Below are 15,754 nucleotides of genomic sequence, written 5' to 3'. Positions count from 1 at the left end.
CCGTGTCGCGCACACCGCTCGGAGTCCTCGACCTCGTTCCCATATCCTCCGGCTCGACCGCCACCGAGGCGCTGCGCAACAGCATCGACCTCGCCCGGAGGGCCGAGGAGTTCGGTTACGCCCGCTACTGGTTCGCCGAGCACCACCTCAACCCCGGTGTCGCGGGCACCTCGCCGGCCGTGGTCCTGGCCCTCACGGCGGCCGCGACGTCCACGATCCGGCTCGGCTCGGGGGCGGTCCAACTCGGCCACCGCACGGCCCTGTCCACCGTGGAGGAGTTCGGGCTCGTCGACGCCCTGCACCCCGGGCGGCTCGACCTGGGACTGGGCCGCTCCGGAGGCCGCCCGCCCACCGGCCCGGACAGCCCGCTGCCGACCACGACGCCCGTCGTCGACGGACGCACGCCAGGCGGCCTCAGGATCCCGCCGAAGTTCTCCTTCGGGCACCTCCTCGGCTCACCCCGTATCGCACTCCAGCAGCGGCTGCTCCAGCAGCCCGGCGCGCGGTCCCAGGACTACGGGGAGCAGGTCGACGACATCCTGGCGCTGCTGCGCGGCACCTACCGCTCCCCGGACGGCATCGAGGCGCACGCCGTTCCCGGTGAGGGCGCCGACCTCCAGGTGTGGATCCTCGGCAGCAGCGGCGGCCAGAGCGCCGAGGTCGCCGGCGGCAACGGACTCCGCTTCGCGGCGAACTACCACGTCAGTCCCGGCACCGTTCTGGAGGCCGTCGACGGGTACCGGGCCGCGTTCCAGCCGTCGGAGGTGCTCGACAAGCCGTACATCAGCGTCTCGGCCGACGTCGTCGTCGCCGAGGACGACGCGACCGCCCGCGAACTCGCCACCGGTTACGGCCCCTGGGTCCGCAGCATCCGCACCGCCGAGGGCGCCATCGAGTTCCCCACCCCCGCACAGGCACGCGCCCAGGCATGGACCGAGCAGGACCAGGCTCTGGTGGCCGACCGCCTCGAGACGCAGTTCGTCGGGTCCCCGCGGCGCGTCGCCGACCAGCTCGAACAGCTGGAAGAGGCCACCGGGGCCGACGAGCTGATCGTCACCACCATCACCCACGGCCACGACGACCGCGTGCGCTCCTACCGGCTGCTGGCCGAGGAGTGGCACCGCCGCTGAAGCACGGCACCGCTCCCTGACGTCGACCGACCCGACCCGTTGGAAAGGAAAGGCACCGGCATGGCGACCGTCCTGTCTGTTTCCGGAAGTCCCTCCGCCACGTCCCGCACCGCGCGTCTGCTGCGCCACCTGGACCACCGGCTCACGGCCCAGGGACACACGACCGTCCCACTGGACGTCCGCACCCTCCCGCCCGAGGCACTGCTGCACGCCGACTTCGGGCATCCGGCGATCGTCGCCGCCACGCGCCTGTTCGAACAGGCGGACGGCGTCGTCATCGGCACCCCCGTCTACAAGGCCGCCTACTCAGGACTGCTCAAGTCGCTGCTCGACCTGCTCCCGCAGTACGCACTCGCGGGCAAGACCGTCCTTCCCCTGGCCACCGGCGGCACCACCGCCCACGTCCTGGCCATCGACTACGCGCTCCGTCCCGTGCTGAGCTCCATGAACCCCGCGCACATCACGCCGGGCTGGTTCACGCTCGACAAGGACATCACGGTCGGCGACGACGGCACGCTGACCGTCGCGCCGGCCGCGGCCGAGGCGCTGGCCCAGGTAACGGACCAGTTCTCGTTCGCGCTCGGTGGACGTCCCAGCCGGCTGGCGGCCACCGCGTGAGCGCCGTGACGGTGATAGCCGACGCCGCCGAAGCCCTCGCCGTCGCGACCGAACTGGCCGCCGACTTCCGCAAAGGCGCCGCCGAACGGGACACGCTGCGCCGGCTTCCGTACACGGAGCTGGAGCGGCTGTCCGCCTCCGGCCTCCTCGCGGTGACGGTGCCGGCCGAGTTCGGCGGCGCCGACGTCGGCACGGACACACTCGCCCGGGTCCTCCGGCTGCTGGCCGCCGCCGACGCCAGCCTCGCCCAGATCCCGCAGAGCCACTTCGTGTACGTCAATGTGCTGCGCCGGCAGGGCACGCCCGAGCAGAAGGAGTTCTTCTTCGGCGAGGTCCTGAGGGGGAAGCGGTTCGGCAACGCGCAGTCCGAGGCGGGCACCAAGCACGTGCAGGACATCCGTACCCGGCTGGCGCGCCTGCCGGACGGGGCGTACGTGCTCGACGGCGTCAAGCACTACTCCACGGGTGCCCTGTTCGCGGACTGGATTCCCGTCCTTGCCCGCGGCGACGACGAAAAGCTGCACGTGGCGTACGTGCCGCGGGACGCGCCGGGTGTGACGGTGGTGGACGACTGGAACGGTATGGGGCAGCGCACGACCGCCAGCGGCACGGTCCGGCTGGAGTCGGTGCGCGTCAACGCGGACCGGGTCGTGCCGCACCACCTCACCTTCGAGGGGCCGCAACTACACGGCGCGGTCGCCCAGTTGCTGCACGCCGCCATTGACGCCGGGATCGCCTTCGGGGCACTGGCGGAGGCGGTGGAGTTCGTCCGCACCAAGAGCCGCCCGTGGTTCGAGAGCGTCGAGGAGGGACACGGGACCGCTGCCCAGGACCCGCTGCTGATCCAGCGGTTCGGCGAACTGGCGATCCGGGTCCGCTCAGCCGACGCGCTGCTCGACGCCGCGGCCAGGGCCGTGGACGCCGCCCGCGCCGACCTGACCGACGACTCGGCCGCCGAGGCGTCGATCGCGGTGGCCGCGGCCAAGGTGGTGGCGGGCGAAGCCGCGGTCGAGGTCGCGAGCGCCCTCTTCGAGGTCTCCGGCACCCGGTCCGCGCTCGACTCCCTGGACCTGCACCGCCTCTGGCGGGACGCCCGCACCCACACCCTGCACGACCCGCCCCGCTGGAAGGTCCAGCACATCGGCCGCCATGTGCTGAACGGCACCCGGCCGCCCCGGCACGGCCTGCTGTGACGGACGACCCCGAACGGAGAACTGACGTGTCCCTCGACTTCCACTGGTTCCTGCCGACCAACGGAGACAGCCGCCACGTCGTCGGCGGCGGCCACGGCACCCCCGCCACCCGGTCCGGCCGCGACCGTCCGCCCACCGTCGCGTATCTGAGCCAGATCGCTCGCGCCGCCGAGGACCTCGGATTCACCGGCGCGCTCACCCCCACCGGCGCATGGTGCGAGGACGCGTGGCTGACCACGGCCATGGTCAGCCAGCACACGGAACGGCTGAAGTTCCTGGTGGCCTTCCGGCCCGGTTTCGTCTCGCCCACGCTGGCCGCGCAGATGGCGTCCACCTTCCAGCGCCAGACCGGCGGACGGCTGCTGCTCAACGTCGTCACGGGAGGCGAGAGCCACGAGCAGCGGGCCTACGGCGACTTCCTCGACAAGGACGCGCGCTATCGGCGGACCGGTGAGTTCCTCGACATCGTGCGGAGGCTGTGGGAGGGAAAGTCCGTCGACCTGCGCGGTGAGCACCTGCACGTCGAGAACGCGACGCTCGCCCAGGTGCCCGATCCGGTTCCCGACGTGTACTTCGGCGGATCGTCCCCGGCGGCCGGCGAGGTCGCCGCCCGGTACGCCGACGTCTACCTCACCTGGGGCGAGCCGCCGGCGCAGGTCGCCGAGAAGGTCGCCTGGATCCGTCGACTGGCGGCGGAACAGGGACGCACCCTGCGTTTCGGCATCCGGCTGCACGTCATCACGCGCGACACCTCCGCGCAGGCCTGGGCCGAGGCCGACCGCCTCCTGGACGGCTTCGACCCGCGGACCGTCACCGCCGTCCAGGCCGGCCTGGCCCGCAGCGAGTCCGAGGGCCAGCGCCGCATGCTCGCCCTGCACCATGGCGGAAGCCGCGAACGCCTGGAGATCCACCCCAACCTGTGGGCGGGCATCGGCCTGGTGCGCGGCGGCGCGGGCACCGCGCTGGTCGGGAGCCATGACGAGGTCGCCGAACGCATCAAGGAGTACGCCGCGGTCGGCATCGAGGAGTTCGTCCTCTCCGGCTATCCGCACCTGGAGGAGGCGTACTGGTTCGGCGAGGGCGTCCTGCCCCGGCTGGAAGCACAAGGGCTGTGGCGGCACCGGTTCGGCGGGGAGGCGGGGCCGTCGGCGCGGATCCCCTTCGCGGACGTCGGGAGCCCGCGATGAGCCGTTCGTGACACGAGCTTGCGGCCCCGGGTGGACTAGCCGCCGTGCGGCTGCGGCCCGTCGCCCTCTTGCTCCTCGTAGGAGTAGCGCTGCTCCTGCCAGGGATCCCCGATGTTGTGAAAACCGCGCTCTTCCCAGAACCCACGCCGGTCAGCCGTCATGTACTCGATTCCGCGGAGCCATTTGGGGCCCTTGTAGCCGAAGAGGTGGGGAACCACCAAGCGCAGCGGGAACCCGTGCTCGGCAGTGAGGGGTTCGCCGTTGCGGTGTGTGGCCATGAGGGTCTGCGCCGACGTGAAGTCGCCGAGTCGCAGGTTGGCGGAGTAGCCGTACTCCGCCCACGCCATGATGTGCGTGACGTCCGGTGCCGGCGGGACCAGGTCCAGGACGGCAGCGGCGGGGATTCCGTACCACTCGTGTCCGATGGAGCTGGGGCCGCTCGCGCAGTGGAGGTCGGCGACGACCGTGGTGCGGGGTAGATCGACGAGCTGGTCGAAATTCCAGTCGTGGTGGTCCCCGGTGGCGGTGGCGCCGAAGACACGCAGATTCCAGCGGTCGGGGCGGAAACGCGGGACGGGGCCGTAGTGCGAGACGGGCCAACCCCGGACAAGCCGCTGACCCGGAGGGATACGGCCGGACGCTTCGGACCCGGAGAACTGCTCGGCGGTCAAGGGCTGCGGCCTCTCTCCGTCTCCTGCTCGCGGCCTGCTTTCCGGCTCAGCCTATGCGCTCACCTTGCATGACGCCCGGGCAGGGTTCGCCCCCGCGGGCGGTGACATTGTTGCGGGAACCGGCCTTCATCAGTGCGCTTCAGAGATCCAGCAGCTCTTCGTGGAATCCCCCGAAGCCCCCGTCGCGGTCGATGAGATGAATCTCCAGGATCCAGTGCAGGGGTTGTCCCGCCTCGTCCGTCCGGCGCAGTGGCTTCTCGTTCGCGGGCACGATGTGGGAGTCGACGTCCTCCCAGTCGTTGTACTCGGGCGGGAACTCACCCACCAGGTGGCCGACATGCCAGCCCCCCAGCTGCCAGCCGGCCTCGGCGGCCAGCCGCTGAACCTCGGCGTAGAGCTGCCGGCCGGTGATGCCCGGGTCCGCTTCGAAGGCCCGCCGTCCGGATGCGAAGACGGTCGACAGGTCGTCGCGCAAGCGGTGCTTGCGCGGGTCGTCACCCAGGACGAAGGTCCTCCCGAAGTCGGCCTCGAACTCCTCGAAGATGGGCCCGAAGTCGGCGAAGACGATGTCGTCCGCGCCGATGACCCGGTCCGGTGGGTTCTCGCGGTAGGGCAGGAGGGTGTTCGGCCCGGACCGCACGATGCGTTTGTGCCAGTAGTGCGTGGTTCCGAACATCTCGTTCGCCAGGTCCCGGATCCGGTCGCTGACCGCGCGTTCGCCCTGGCCGGCGGTCACCAGGCGGCGTGCCTCGACCTCGGCGAACAGCAGCGCCGCCTTGGCTTGCGCATCCAGGAGCCGTGCCGCGCGCGTGGATTCGTCCATCACGTGACTCACCGTAGGAGCCGTGGCCCGATTTCGGCAACCTGGGAGGCCGGCCGTGCTCATGGCGGAGCGCGGGCAGTGCTGCCGGGGTGTCAGCAGATGTCGTGGGCACAGCGTTTGTCCGGCGCCAAGGCACCTGACGTCCTAGGCCGGCCCCTGAGCGTTACCAGCAATCGGGGAACGCGACGGCGATTCGGACGTGGACGAGGGCATCGCGTGGATCGCGCAGCAGCAGATGGAGGACGGGGGCTTCCCCGGAGCGGCGGGGCACCCCGCCGCGTTGCGCGGGCAGCGGGCAGCGGGCAGGCACTCGGACTCGTGGGCACGTCTGCCGGGCATACACCCACTGGCCGTCGCAGGCGGGGACGAGGCCGCTCGCGCCTGAACGATTGTCAGAACGGCCGCGCCTCCGCCGACGTCACCGCCTCCCCGGCCTGCACGCCGTGCAGTACATGGGCGAGCACCTCCGCGCCGCGCACCACGCGAGGGCCGGGGCGGTTGAAGTAGGCCGGGCCGTCCAGGACCCACACCCTGCCGGCCCGGGCGGCGGGCAGATCCGCCCAGCCCGGCAGCGCGGTCAGGGCTTCTCGTTCGCGCAGCGTCCGCTCAGGCGAGAAGCCGCACGGCAGGACCAGGACGACATCGGGGCGCGCCGCGACGACCGCTTCCCAGGTCATGGGCTTGGTGTGCTCACCGGGTGCGGCCAGCAGGGCCTCGCCCCCGGCGCGGCCGATCTGCTCCGGCACCCAGTGGCCCGCCGGCCACAGGGGATCGAGCCACTCGATCGCCACGACACGAGGGCGCGGCCGACCGGCTGTCAGACGGGACACCCGGTCCAGGCGGTGCCGAAGTTCGGCCCGGCGTCTTTCGGCCCGGTCGCGGACGCCGAGCACATCGCCGACCGTGACCATGCAGTCCAGCACGTCGTCCAGGGTCCGTGGTTCCAGGCTCAGAACCCGGGTGCCGGTGTCCATGACGCGTACCGCCTGGCTCACCCGCTGGTAGGAGACGGCACACACCTCGCAGAGGTCCTGGGTGAGAACGACATCGGGTTCGGCGGCCGCCAACGCCTCGGTGTCCAGGGTGTAGAGGGAGGAACCGGAGTGAGCGGTGCCTCCGACGGCGTCCGAGATCTCCCTGCTGCTCAGGTCGTCCGGCGCGAAGGCGGCACCGGTGACGACGGGCACGGATGCGACGGCCTCCGGCGGCCAGTCGCACTCGTGTGTCCGCCCGGCCAACTGCGCGGCCAGGCCGAGTTCGGCCACGATGTCGGTCGCGGCCGGGAGCAGGGAGACGATGCGCATACTCCGACTGTAGGTGGCCCCTGCCGTGGTGGACGCCTCCTGAGGGCTGTCCCGTAAAGGATCTTTGGCAGGGTGGGCCACGAGTGCCCCTTCCAGGCGGGCGGCTCACCCGGCGAGGAGGAGGTTGTGCATTCGTGCGATGCCGACCATGGCGCGGTGTACGCCGTCTCTGCGTGATTCTCACACTTCCGCCGGTAGTGGTGCACTGATCACTTGCTGGACAGTCGCAGATCCCCGGACCAGGTCTCGCACCGGACACGGCCGGACTCGAAGGTGAGCTCAAGCGCGAGCCGGCCGGTGTCCGGGTCCGCCTCCTCGTATACCGCCAAGACCGTCTCGCCGAGATGGTCTGCGAACGGGGCCTCGCGGTGAATGGGCGCCACCTCAACGCGGCCGGACTCCGCCATGTCGTATCCCTCAATGGGGACCGATGTCTCTACGATCAGGCACCAGTCCGATCCCGTCGTCACGTGGGTGGCAGCCTCCTCGCCGTCGATCAGCCACACATCAAGCGGGCCTGTCCGGGGCTCCGCGCCATACAAGTGCCACGACGCAAGCACTCGTTCGAGACGCCGCCCGACCAGATGACCAGGACGCACCCCGGCCCCGTGCAATGGGCACTTGTTCGGTCGCTTCGGCTCCACCCAGCGACCGTACCGTCCGGCAAACCCACAGGTCACGTGCTTATACGGGACGGCCCTGAGGCCCTACCCCCTCCGGACCCTTACGGGCCACGCCCGCGGCACAGCCGCAACGGCCCTCAGGCCCACTGCCACCGGCTGCCACTCGGGACGTGGATTCAACCGCGGAACATCAGCCGTTTCCCGGCGCGAACCGACTCAACGGACCACCATGGGTGAAGCACTCCGGGAGGCCACGAATGATCACGAACCTCACCAAGGGCGGTAATGCTCCCTTGCTGGGCAACACCTGCCAAGTCACCGTCACTACGCCGACGACGGGCATTGATGTCTCAGCTGTTCTCTTGGCCCAGGATGGCAAAGTGCGGACAGATGAGGACCTGGTCTTCTACAACCACCGCTCTCAGGACGGTGTGAGCCTTGCCGGTCAGACCATCGCTGCGGACCTGGCTGCGGTACCCGGTTCAGTTGATCGAATCGCTGTGGTAGCCAGCATTGACCCACAATGTTCGGCTCCGCACTTCGATGCGAGCAGTACCCCGCGCGCGGTGGTCGACTGCGGAGATGGCCGCATTATGTTTGCCCCACCGCCCCTCGCAAACCAGGAGACGGTCGCGGTTGTCGTCGAGTTCTACCGCCGTGCCGGCTCCTGGAAGGTTCGTGCCGTGGGCCAGGGCTGGGACACTGGGTTGGCGGGTCTGGCCAGGGATTTCGGGATCGTAGTCGACGACCCTGGCCCCGTCTCGGCCGCTGCGGCCGCAAGGCCCCCTGAGTCGCCGAGCCCGTCGCGACATGCGACAAGTGCCCAGCCGGTTCGCGCCCTTACCGTTCCGTCCGCTGCACCGCAACGGCCGCCGATGGCGCCGCTGCCCCCGCCGGGTCCTCTGGGGAGGGTTGTGCTCACCAAAGGTGGCCAGGCAACGATCAACATGCGAAAGGAAGATCCAAGCCTCGCCGTAACAGCCATGCTCGAATGGAACGGAGGCAGTGATGCCAGACGGAGGGCCGGGGCGGATCTGGATCTCTACGCGTTGCATGTTCCTCGAAGTCTGGTGACGCCCAAGGGCGCCAAGCCGAGCAAATCCGAACAGGTGATTTATTACCGGAATTTGGGATCGCTCACGGCTCCGCCATTCATCGCTCTTGATGGCGATTCCCGGAGGCCGGGGCGGGAGACGATCACGATCCGGCGTCCTGACCTGCAGGGATATGTGCTCATCTGCGCGTACAGCGCGGTTGAGAATGGTGTCGGCTCGTTCAAGTCGTACGGTGCTCGGGCAGTTGTAACCGATGGGCGGGGCTCGACTGTCACAGTGCCGCTGTTCAATAATCGCAACCTGTCTTACTGGGTCGCCATTGCGTTGATCGACTTCACCGCCCCTGGCGGCATTGCGATTCGGCATGTTGAGAAGTACAGCGGGAATCACGTGGAGGCCCGTCCGATGCTGTACTCCAGTGGCAGTTTTCGGATGAGCGCAGGCAAGGTCGAATTCAAGACGAGGTAGCTGGCCGCCGTTCCACTCTTGACCCTTTCCTCCCACGGACCTCAAGCGGGCGTGGGATCGAACACGGAAATTGGCACGTGGACAAGTTGGGCAGGAGTGCACCCGCACAGGAGTGGCCACGTTCCCGCCCCTGAGTGTCGTCGCTGACGCGAGCGCATGGATCACGACGGGGGCCGCCGAACCGACTGTGTTTCGTCACCTGGGGCGGCCCATATCGTCGGTAACAGCAGGTTGCTGGCCTCCCACAAGCCTGTGTGTCACACCTCAGTGCCACACTGGCGGCACAACGAAGCTCCGGAAGGGCAGAGCGAAGCGGCAGGGTCACCCGTCGAGCGCCACCGCTCGGGGGCGTCTGGTGCCACGGGGGGAGATGCGCGGCTGTGATCTTCGACAGTCTTGATGTGTCGTACGGCAACATGTGGGGTTCCCAGCAGGGGACGACGCATCCGGACCCGATGCCGCGCGCGGTAGCGGCACGCAGGCATGCTGCCGGGATGGAGTACGCGGTTCTGCTGTCCGCGCGGGAGCGTCCGCTGGCACTGGTCGAGTACTGGCCGCGCCGGATGTGGCGTATGTACCTGTTCGACGACAGGTCCTGGCGCATGCAGATGATCGACCTCAAGCCGCACAGCGCGGGGATGTTGTTGGCTCACCGGAACACCCGTTGGCAGTTTTCCAATGAGCAGGAGCATGCGTCCTGGAATTGGGATGTTCAGGAGACCACGACCGTCTCGGCCGACGGGCAGGTCGAGGTGAGCTCCGAATTCGGCGGGCCGCTGGGGGCACTGCACGCTCTGGCAGCCGGCTCGTCGGGCGCCCGCGTGCGGCGATTCGTGACGGCCGTCGAAAGCTTCCTCTGCTCTGTACCGGAATTCGGCGACTGGCAGGTGTTCGCGCCGTTCCTTGCCCAGCAGGGGCACGAGTCCGCCAGGTCCGTAGTGCTGAGAGACGTGTCGGTGGACGAAGGATCGGGACCGCTGCGCGCTACCGGAATCGATCAATTGTTCAGTCCGGGTGCTTGCGACACTCCGGACGGGCCGGCCGCCGTCGATCTCGTTGACGCCGGCCTGCTGCGGATCACGTCAGGGCAGCTGGCGGTCTCGGACCCCGGGTGGAGCGGAGAGACCCCGCGGACCGTCGCCGTACCACCGGGCGAGTTCCCGGTCACGCTGTCGCTTTTGCGTACGGCACGCGGGGTCGATGTCGCTGCGGCCAGGGTGACACTCCTGGACATCCCGCCCCGCGAGTGGGAAATGGCCCTCCTGCCCGACGAGGACCTGGGGCTGCTCGGCGAGGGCCAGTTCTACGGGGTTGGCGTGGATACCGGCACAGCGGCTTTCATGGATGCGACTCGGACGGTGATCGAAGACCAGTTGGACGATGAACTGTTCATGCCGCTCGACAGTCATCTCGCCGTCGAACTGCCCAGCACGGAGCACGAGCCGAATCTCATCGCCTTCCGTGCCGGCATGGGCGACGGGGCCTACCCCGTCTGGATCGGCCGCACCGATGACGGACAGGTCGGTTGCGTCGTCGTCGACTTCCAGCTCCATTCGGCCGACGGGGGAGAGTAGGAGCCGCCGACCATCGATGCGAGGCCGCACGGGCCGGGACCGGGACCGCGGCGAACCTCCGGAGCACACGGGCGATGGAGAAGCCCGACAACACGATCACCACCTCGGCCTGGATGACGCCTTCCCGGAGGACGTCGAGGAAGCTCGCCAGCGGCATTACGCGTCGATGCACATGGGCGGTAGGGCGTCCCACGCAACGCGCTGACATGGTGGCCGGCAAGTCCAGCAGGGCGTGTATCCCGCGCGGATACGCACAGGTTCCCCGCACGCGGGGGCCGCCTTCGGTGGGATCGGCGTCAGCCCGATCGTTCAGCCGACGACAAACTGCGTTGTGTCACCCACGCCGCCCCAGTTCGTCGGTACGCCGACGCTCCCGTAGGGGTCGGTGATCGTCATGTTCATCCGGCCTCCATGCGATTGTCGCGAACGTGTCCGACTGGTTGTACAGAGTGCGGTTTCGGCACGTGTCATCGCGCCGTTGATGTCCGCCCCCACCAGGCCGCACGAAAGATCCGCACCCTTGTCCCTTCACTTCCCAGCCCGCTTGAGGCGTTCGGCACGCCCGACGCCGGGCACGGCGCTGGCAGGGGCCGTGCTGGCGATCGTGACCGCTCTGGCCGGCCCCGCGCCCTCCGCCTCGGCCCACCCGTTCGGCCCGCCGTCCACCGCCGGCGCCAGCGTCCAGGGCTCCCGCCTGCTGATCGCGTGGAACACCGACAAGCTCGACTGGGTCGCACTCGGCGAGTCGTTGGGCGTGTTCGGCGGCCAGGGTGGCGCGAACTCCTCGAACCTGTCGTTCACGCAGCGCTTGCAGGAGTCGCCGACCATCCGCAGCTACCTGCTCAAACACATCACCGTCGCACAGGCGGGACACCCCTGCCACGGCGCTGTGGTGGAGGACATGCGGGACTTCCTCGCCCGCGGAGCCCAAGTGGCCTTCGACTGCCCGGCTCCGGTGACGGCGGTGGACGTCACGATCACCTCGCTCACCGACCTCCACCCCGCGTACCGGACCATGCTCACCGCGACTGGTCCCGCTCAGACGCAGCCGACGCTGTTCACCTCCGACCAGCCGACCGCGCACGTACGGTTCACGGCCTCCGGGGGCAGCGTCCGCGGGACGGTCGTGGCCTTCGCCATCGGGACCGTGGCAGCCGCCCTGGCCATCGGCGGCTTCGTCCTCCGGCGGTCGCGCCGCCGCAAGGCCGCCCAAGTGGCGGGCCCTTCTGCCGTGGCGGCCCACCCGCCGACCGAGTCCCTGCTCCCGCCGGGTCAGGACTCCACTACGCACGACCCAGCACCCGCCGACGCCGGCACCGGTACCAGGAGCAACGCATGACAGGGATAGGCAGTCTCGACAACCACCTGATCGCCCTCTTCGACGGGCAATCCCTGTTCTGGGTGGTCCTGGTCGTCGCGCTCGGCGTCGGTGCCGCTCACGCGGTTGCCCCTGGCCACGGCAAGAGCATCACCGCCGCCTACCTGGTCGGCACGCGCGGACACTACAAGGACGCGGTGCGCCTCGGCGTCATCGTCGCCACGATGCACACCTTCTCGGTGCTGGTTCTCGCGCTGCTGTGGGTGGGGGTCAGCAGTACGGCGGTCAGCACCCGGACCGCCACCGCCTGGATGCAGGTCGCGGCGGGAGCGGTCGTCGCGATCGTGGGTGTGGGTCTGGTGTACCGGCACCTCCGCGACCGCCGCCGTTCTCATGGGCACGGACATGGGCACTCCCACGGGCACGGCCACTCTCATGCGGAGGGCCACTCTCACGGGCACGATCACGATCACGCGCACGCGCACGACGAGACCGCCCACGCGCACCACCACGTCGAGCAGTTGACCAATCCGTGGTCGCGTCAGGGCCTGACGGCTCTGGCGCTCTCGGGTGGCCTGCTGCCGTCGCCGTCGGCGTTCCTGATCTTCGTCAGCGGGCTGCTGACGGGCCGCGCGCTCGGTGCTCTGGCCATCGTGATCACCTTCGGCGTCGGGATGGCGCTGACTCTCACGGGCGTCGGGGTTGCCACCATCCGTGGATTCTCGATCGTGGAAGGACGCTTTCGCGGCCAGTCGGCCACTGCCAAACTGAGGGCGTGGACCCCCGTCCTGGCCGGCGTGGCGGTGGTGACGGCGGGGTGCTTCTACATCTTCAGCGCGGTCTCCACCTTGCAGGACGACGGGGACGACCTGGTCCCGACGTCCAGCACGGCAAGGGTGCCGTAATACGCGGCACCACCTCCTGGGCTTCCCGCGGGGACGTCACGAGAACGCTGCGCGCTGCGGCGAAGAACGTGGTGAATCCAGCCCGCGCGACGTCTCGCGGAGACGGTCGAACCACGCGAACGCCCCCGGACCGGTCGGGATGGTCCAGGGGCGTTCGGATCGGGTGGGACTCGAGACGGCGGCTCAGTCGGCGCGCGGCTCCGCGGGACGCAGACCCGCGGTCCACTTCTCCTCGATGCGACCGAACTTCCACACCAGCAGGGCCACGAGCCAGGTGGCGAAGAAGAGCCCGACGATGATGAAGCCGATGATGTTGAGGTCGAGGCCGGAGACCCAGTCCCAGAACGCGCCGTGCAGGCCGGCCTTCTCGGCGATCAGGCCCAGCAGTTCGACGGTGCCGATGATGAGCGCGACGGCGACTGACAGGCCGGTGATGGTGAGGTTGTAGTAGACCTTCCGGACCGGCTTGGAGAAGGCCCATTCGTAGGCGAAGTTCATGAACGAGCCGTCGATGGTGTCCAGCAGCGACATGCCGGCCGCGAACAGCACGGGCAGGCAGAGGATCGCGTACCAAGGCAGCCCTGAGGCGGCGCCGGAACCGGCGAGGACGAGCAGGGCGATCTCGGTGGCGGTGTCGAAGCCGAGTCCGAAGAGCAGGCCGAGCGGGTACATCTGCCAGGGCTTGGTGATGGACTTCATCACACGGCCCAGGATCCGGTTCATGAAGCCGCGGTTGTTCAGCTGCTCTTCCAGCGCGGCCTCGTCGAAGTGGCCGGACCGCATCTGCCGGAACACCTTCCAGATGCCGGCGAGGATCAGCAGGTTGATGAAGGCGATGACGTAGAGGAACGTGCCGGAGACGGTCGTGCCGATCCAGCCGGTGACGTTGTGCAGTTGTGAGTCGTCGTTCTCGACCGGCCCGGCGAGAGCTTTGACGCCCAGCGACAGCAGGAAGGCCAGCCCGAAGACGATCGAGGAGTGCCCGAGGGAGAACCAGAAGCCGACGGACAGCGGCCGCTGCCCTTCACCCATCAGCTTGCGGGTGGTGTTGTCGATCGCGGCTATGTGGTCGGCGTCGAAGGCGTGGCGCATGCCCAGGGTGTAGGCGGTCACGCCGATGCCGATGCCGAAGCTCTTCGTGCCGAGGCTGTAGTGCTCCGGCGCGACGACGGCGACGAGGGTGAACCAGCCGATCACGTGCAGGCCGATGACGAAGGCAGCCATGCCGCCGACCCGCGCCCACTCGCGAGGACTGAGCGCGTGCCGGACACGGTTGAGCAGGGTCGGAGCTCCCGTTGCGGCGGGCGGTGGAGCGGTGGACATGAGCGCCTCTTTCTGGACATACCTAGGGACATGTCAAAGTAGGCGCCACAGAAAACTACTTGCAAGCTGTTCGCAGTTAACGGCGAATGCTTATAAGGCAATGATCCAGTCAAGGGTCCCAGTGGGAGGGGTCGGGCCGGGGTGGGCGGGGTCGGCCAGAACCGGCAGGTGCCGGCTGGAAAGACGATCACCCCGCGGGGGGTGCCGCGTCCGGGACCGCGGACACGACGACTCCGAAGGCTGAGGGGCCGACCCCGTCCAGGGAACATGCTGATGCACTTCTGTCGCTGTTGCAAGTTCATCGCAACAAGAGGCGTAGGGTGATCCTGGCGCAATCGATCACCCTCGCAGAAAGGGGTTGTGCCTGATGGGCACGTACTCGCTTCCTGATATGCCCTACGACTACGCCGCGCTGGAGCCGGCCATCACCGGACAGATCCTGGAGCTCCACCACGCCAAGCACCACGCCGCCTACGTCAAGGGCGCCAACGACACCTTGGAGCAGATCGCGGAGGCCCGCGACAAGGACGCCCTCACCCCCACCGGCCTGGTCGGGCTGGAGAAGACCTTCGCGTTCAACCTCTCCGGCCACGTCCTGCACTCGATCTTCTGGCAGAACCTCTCCCCGGACGGCGGTGACCGCCCGGACGGCGCCCTGGCCGACGCCATTGACGAGCACCTCGGCGGCTTCGAGGCCTTCAAGAAGCAGCTCACCGTCGCCACGGCCTCCGTCCAGGGCTCCGGATGGGGCGTCCTGGCATGGGAACCCCTCGGCAAGCGCCTGATCGTCGAGCAGGTCTACGACCACCACGGCAACGTCGGCCAGGGCACGACCCCGCTCCTGGTCTTCGACGCCTGGGAGCACGCGTACTACCTGCAGTACAAGAACGTCCGCCCCGACTACGTCACCAAGCTCTGGGACCTCGTCAACTGGACCGACGTCACCGCGCGCTTCACCGCCGCGAAGACCGCCTCCGGCGCCTGACGGCTGACGCGCATCCGGCCCCGCCCGCACGGTGTGCGGGGCCGGTGGGGCCCGCCGGGCTCACCTGCCCGTCCCGATCTCGGTCCACCGAAGGGGTCTCGCAGGCGCCGGGTGTCAACCAGCTCGTCGTCGGCCGGCGGGCGACGGCAACGTCACATGTCGGCGGCCCCGTCTCCCTGAGGGTCCGCGCAGTGTCCCAGCAGTTGCCCGGTCATGTCGTCCACGATGCGGTAGCGGACGATCCGGCCCTGTCGGTCACCGGTGACGATGCCGGCGGCCCGCAGCAGCCGCAGGGCCTGGGAGACCGCCGTGTCCGTCATGCCCGTGGCGACGGCCAGGTCGGTGACCGCTATCGGGCCCGCCGTCCGGAGAGCCAGCAGCAGGGCGAGGCGGCCCGGGTCGGCGAGCAGCGAGAATCGATCCGCCCAGGCCCGTACATGCCCAGGTTCTCCAATGGCCGCGACAGCGTCGCAGACACGGTGGCCGTCAATGGTTCGGTGGCCCGCCCGCTCGGCGGGAACAAGGTGCATGGGCGCCATCCTGGCAGCCGAGGATGTGATCTTGAATACCTGTGCGT

At 69.1% G+C, this 15,754-nt stretch carries 15 protein-coding genes; 9 read left to right on the top strand and 6 right to left on the bottom strand.

Annotated features, from left to right (window positions below; genetic code table 11):
* Window positions 1-2: 2 nt before the first annotated feature.
* From ACIP64_RS03615 to ACIP64_RS03600, 4 genes are read left to right on the top strand one after another with little or no spacing between them, the layout of a single operon-like run.
* Window positions 3-1,130, top strand: a complete 1,128-nt coding sequence (locus ACIP64_RS03615) for an LLM class flavin-dependent oxidoreductase (RefSeq protein WP_401581313.1) — start codon at window positions 3-5, stop codon at window positions 1,128-1,130.
* A 60-nt stretch (window positions 1,131-1,190) separates the two neighbouring features.
* Complete coding sequence (gene ssuE, locus ACIP64_RS03610; RefSeq protein WP_401581310.1) at window positions 1,191-1,748, top strand: NADPH-dependent FMN reductase; 558 nt, start codon at window positions 1,191-1,193, stop codon at window positions 1,746-1,748.
* Window positions 1,745-2,941, top strand: a complete 1,197-nt coding sequence (locus tag ACIP64_RS03605; protein ID WP_401581308.1) for an SfnB family sulfur acquisition oxidoreductase — start codon at window positions 1,745-1,747, stop codon at window positions 2,939-2,941. The genes ssuE and ACIP64_RS03605 overlap by 4 nt, the downstream gene beginning before the upstream one ends.
* 26 nt (window positions 2,942-2,967) lie before the next feature.
* Complete coding sequence (locus ACIP64_RS03600; protein ID WP_401581306.1) at window positions 2,968-4,128, top strand: LLM class flavin-dependent oxidoreductase; 1,161 nt, start codon at window positions 2,968-2,970, stop codon at window positions 4,126-4,128.
* Window positions 4,129-4,163: 35 nt separating this feature from the next.
* Here ACIP64_RS03600 and ACIP64_RS03595 read toward each other — a convergent pair whose 3' ends face one another.
* The 4 genes from ACIP64_RS03595 to ACIP64_RS03580 all read right to left on the bottom strand — a co-directional run bounded on the left by ACIP64_RS03595 (window position 4,164) and on the right by ACIP64_RS03580 (window position 7,432).
* A complete protein-coding gene (locus ACIP64_RS03595) occupies window positions 4,164-4,799 on the bottom strand; it encodes a molybdopterin-dependent oxidoreductase (protein ID WP_401581303.1) in 636 nt (211 codons plus the stop codon).
* Window positions 4,800-4,938: 139 nt separating this feature from the next.
* Window positions 4,939-5,622, bottom strand: a complete 684-nt coding sequence (locus tag ACIP64_RS03590) for a M24 family metallopeptidase (protein WP_401581300.1) — start codon at window positions 5,620-5,622, stop codon at window positions 4,939-4,941.
* Between the two features lie 392 nt (window positions 5,623-6,014).
* Window positions 6,015-6,926 (bottom strand): cobalamin-binding protein, encoded by a 912-nt coding sequence (locus ACIP64_RS03585; RefSeq protein WP_401581298.1) that lies wholly within the window; start codon window positions 6,924-6,926, stop codon window positions 6,015-6,017.
* Between the two features lie 209 nt (window positions 6,927-7,135).
* Window positions 7,136-7,432: a hypothetical protein gene (locus ACIP64_RS03580; RefSeq protein WP_401581295.1), complete on the bottom strand. Its 297-nt coding sequence runs from the start codon at window positions 7,430-7,432 to the stop codon at window positions 7,136-7,138.
* A gap of 374 nt (window positions 7,433-7,806) precedes the next feature.
* On the opposite strand from ACIP64_RS03580, the gene ACIP64_RS03575 reads away from it, so the two are divergent.
* The 4 genes from ACIP64_RS03575 (at window position 7,807) to ACIP64_RS03560 (ending at window position 12,869) form a co-directional block, all read left to right on the top strand.
* Window positions 7,807-9,072, top strand: a complete 1,266-nt coding sequence (locus ACIP64_RS03575; RefSeq protein ID WP_401581293.1) for a TerD family protein — start codon at window positions 7,807-7,809, stop codon at window positions 9,070-9,072.
* 380 nt (window positions 9,073-9,452) lie between these two features.
* The gene (locus ACIP64_RS03570; protein ID WP_401581291.1) at window positions 9,453-10,646 is read left to right on the top strand and encodes a DUF4241 domain-containing protein; all 1,194 of its coding nucleotides are present in this window, start codon (window positions 9,453-9,455) and stop codon (window positions 10,644-10,646) included.
* A gap of 544 nt (window positions 10,647-11,190) precedes the next feature.
* Window positions 11,191-11,985: a hypothetical protein gene (locus ACIP64_RS03565; RefSeq protein ID WP_401581287.1), complete on the top strand. Its 795-nt coding sequence runs from the start codon at window positions 11,191-11,193 to the stop codon at window positions 11,983-11,985.
* The gene (locus tag ACIP64_RS03560; RefSeq protein WP_401581284.1) at window positions 11,982-12,869 is read left to right on the top strand and encodes a hypothetical protein; all 888 of its coding nucleotides are present in this window, start codon (window positions 11,982-11,984) and stop codon (window positions 12,867-12,869) included. The genes ACIP64_RS03565 and ACIP64_RS03560 overlap by 4 nt, the downstream gene beginning before the upstream one ends.
* Window positions 12,870-13,052: 183 nt before the next feature.
* Here the strand turns inward: ACIP64_RS03560 and ACIP64_RS03555 are convergent, their stop codons facing one another.
* A complete protein-coding gene (locus ACIP64_RS03555; RefSeq protein WP_401581282.1) occupies window positions 13,053-14,192 on the bottom strand; it encodes a HoxN/HupN/NixA family nickel/cobalt transporter in 1,140 nt (379 codons plus the stop codon).
* Between the two features lie 367 nt (window positions 14,193-14,559).
* On the opposite strand from ACIP64_RS03555, the gene ACIP64_RS03550 reads away from it, so the two are divergent.
* Entirely contained in the window at window positions 14,560-15,177 is a 618-nt protein-coding gene (locus tag ACIP64_RS03550; RefSeq protein ID WP_401581279.1) for a superoxide dismutase, read from the top strand.
* A gap of 152 nt (window positions 15,178-15,329) precedes the next feature.
* On the opposite strand, the gene ACIP64_RS03545 is transcribed toward ACIP64_RS03550, so the two are convergent.
* Window positions 15,330-15,707 (bottom strand): ArsR/SmtB family transcription factor, encoded by a 378-nt coding sequence (locus tag ACIP64_RS03545; RefSeq protein WP_401581276.1) that lies wholly within the window; start codon window positions 15,705-15,707, stop codon window positions 15,330-15,332.
* Window positions 15,708-15,754: the final 47 nt, after the last annotated feature.

The sequence above is a fragment of the Streptomyces sp. NPDC088733 genome (genome assembly GCF_044751185.1).
Classification (GTDB): Bacteria; Actinomycetota; Actinomycetes; order Streptomycetales; family Streptomycetaceae; genus Actinacidiphila.
The sequence above is the reverse complement of the archived record's forward strand: the minus strand, read 5'-3'. Positions and strand labels throughout refer to the sequence as shown.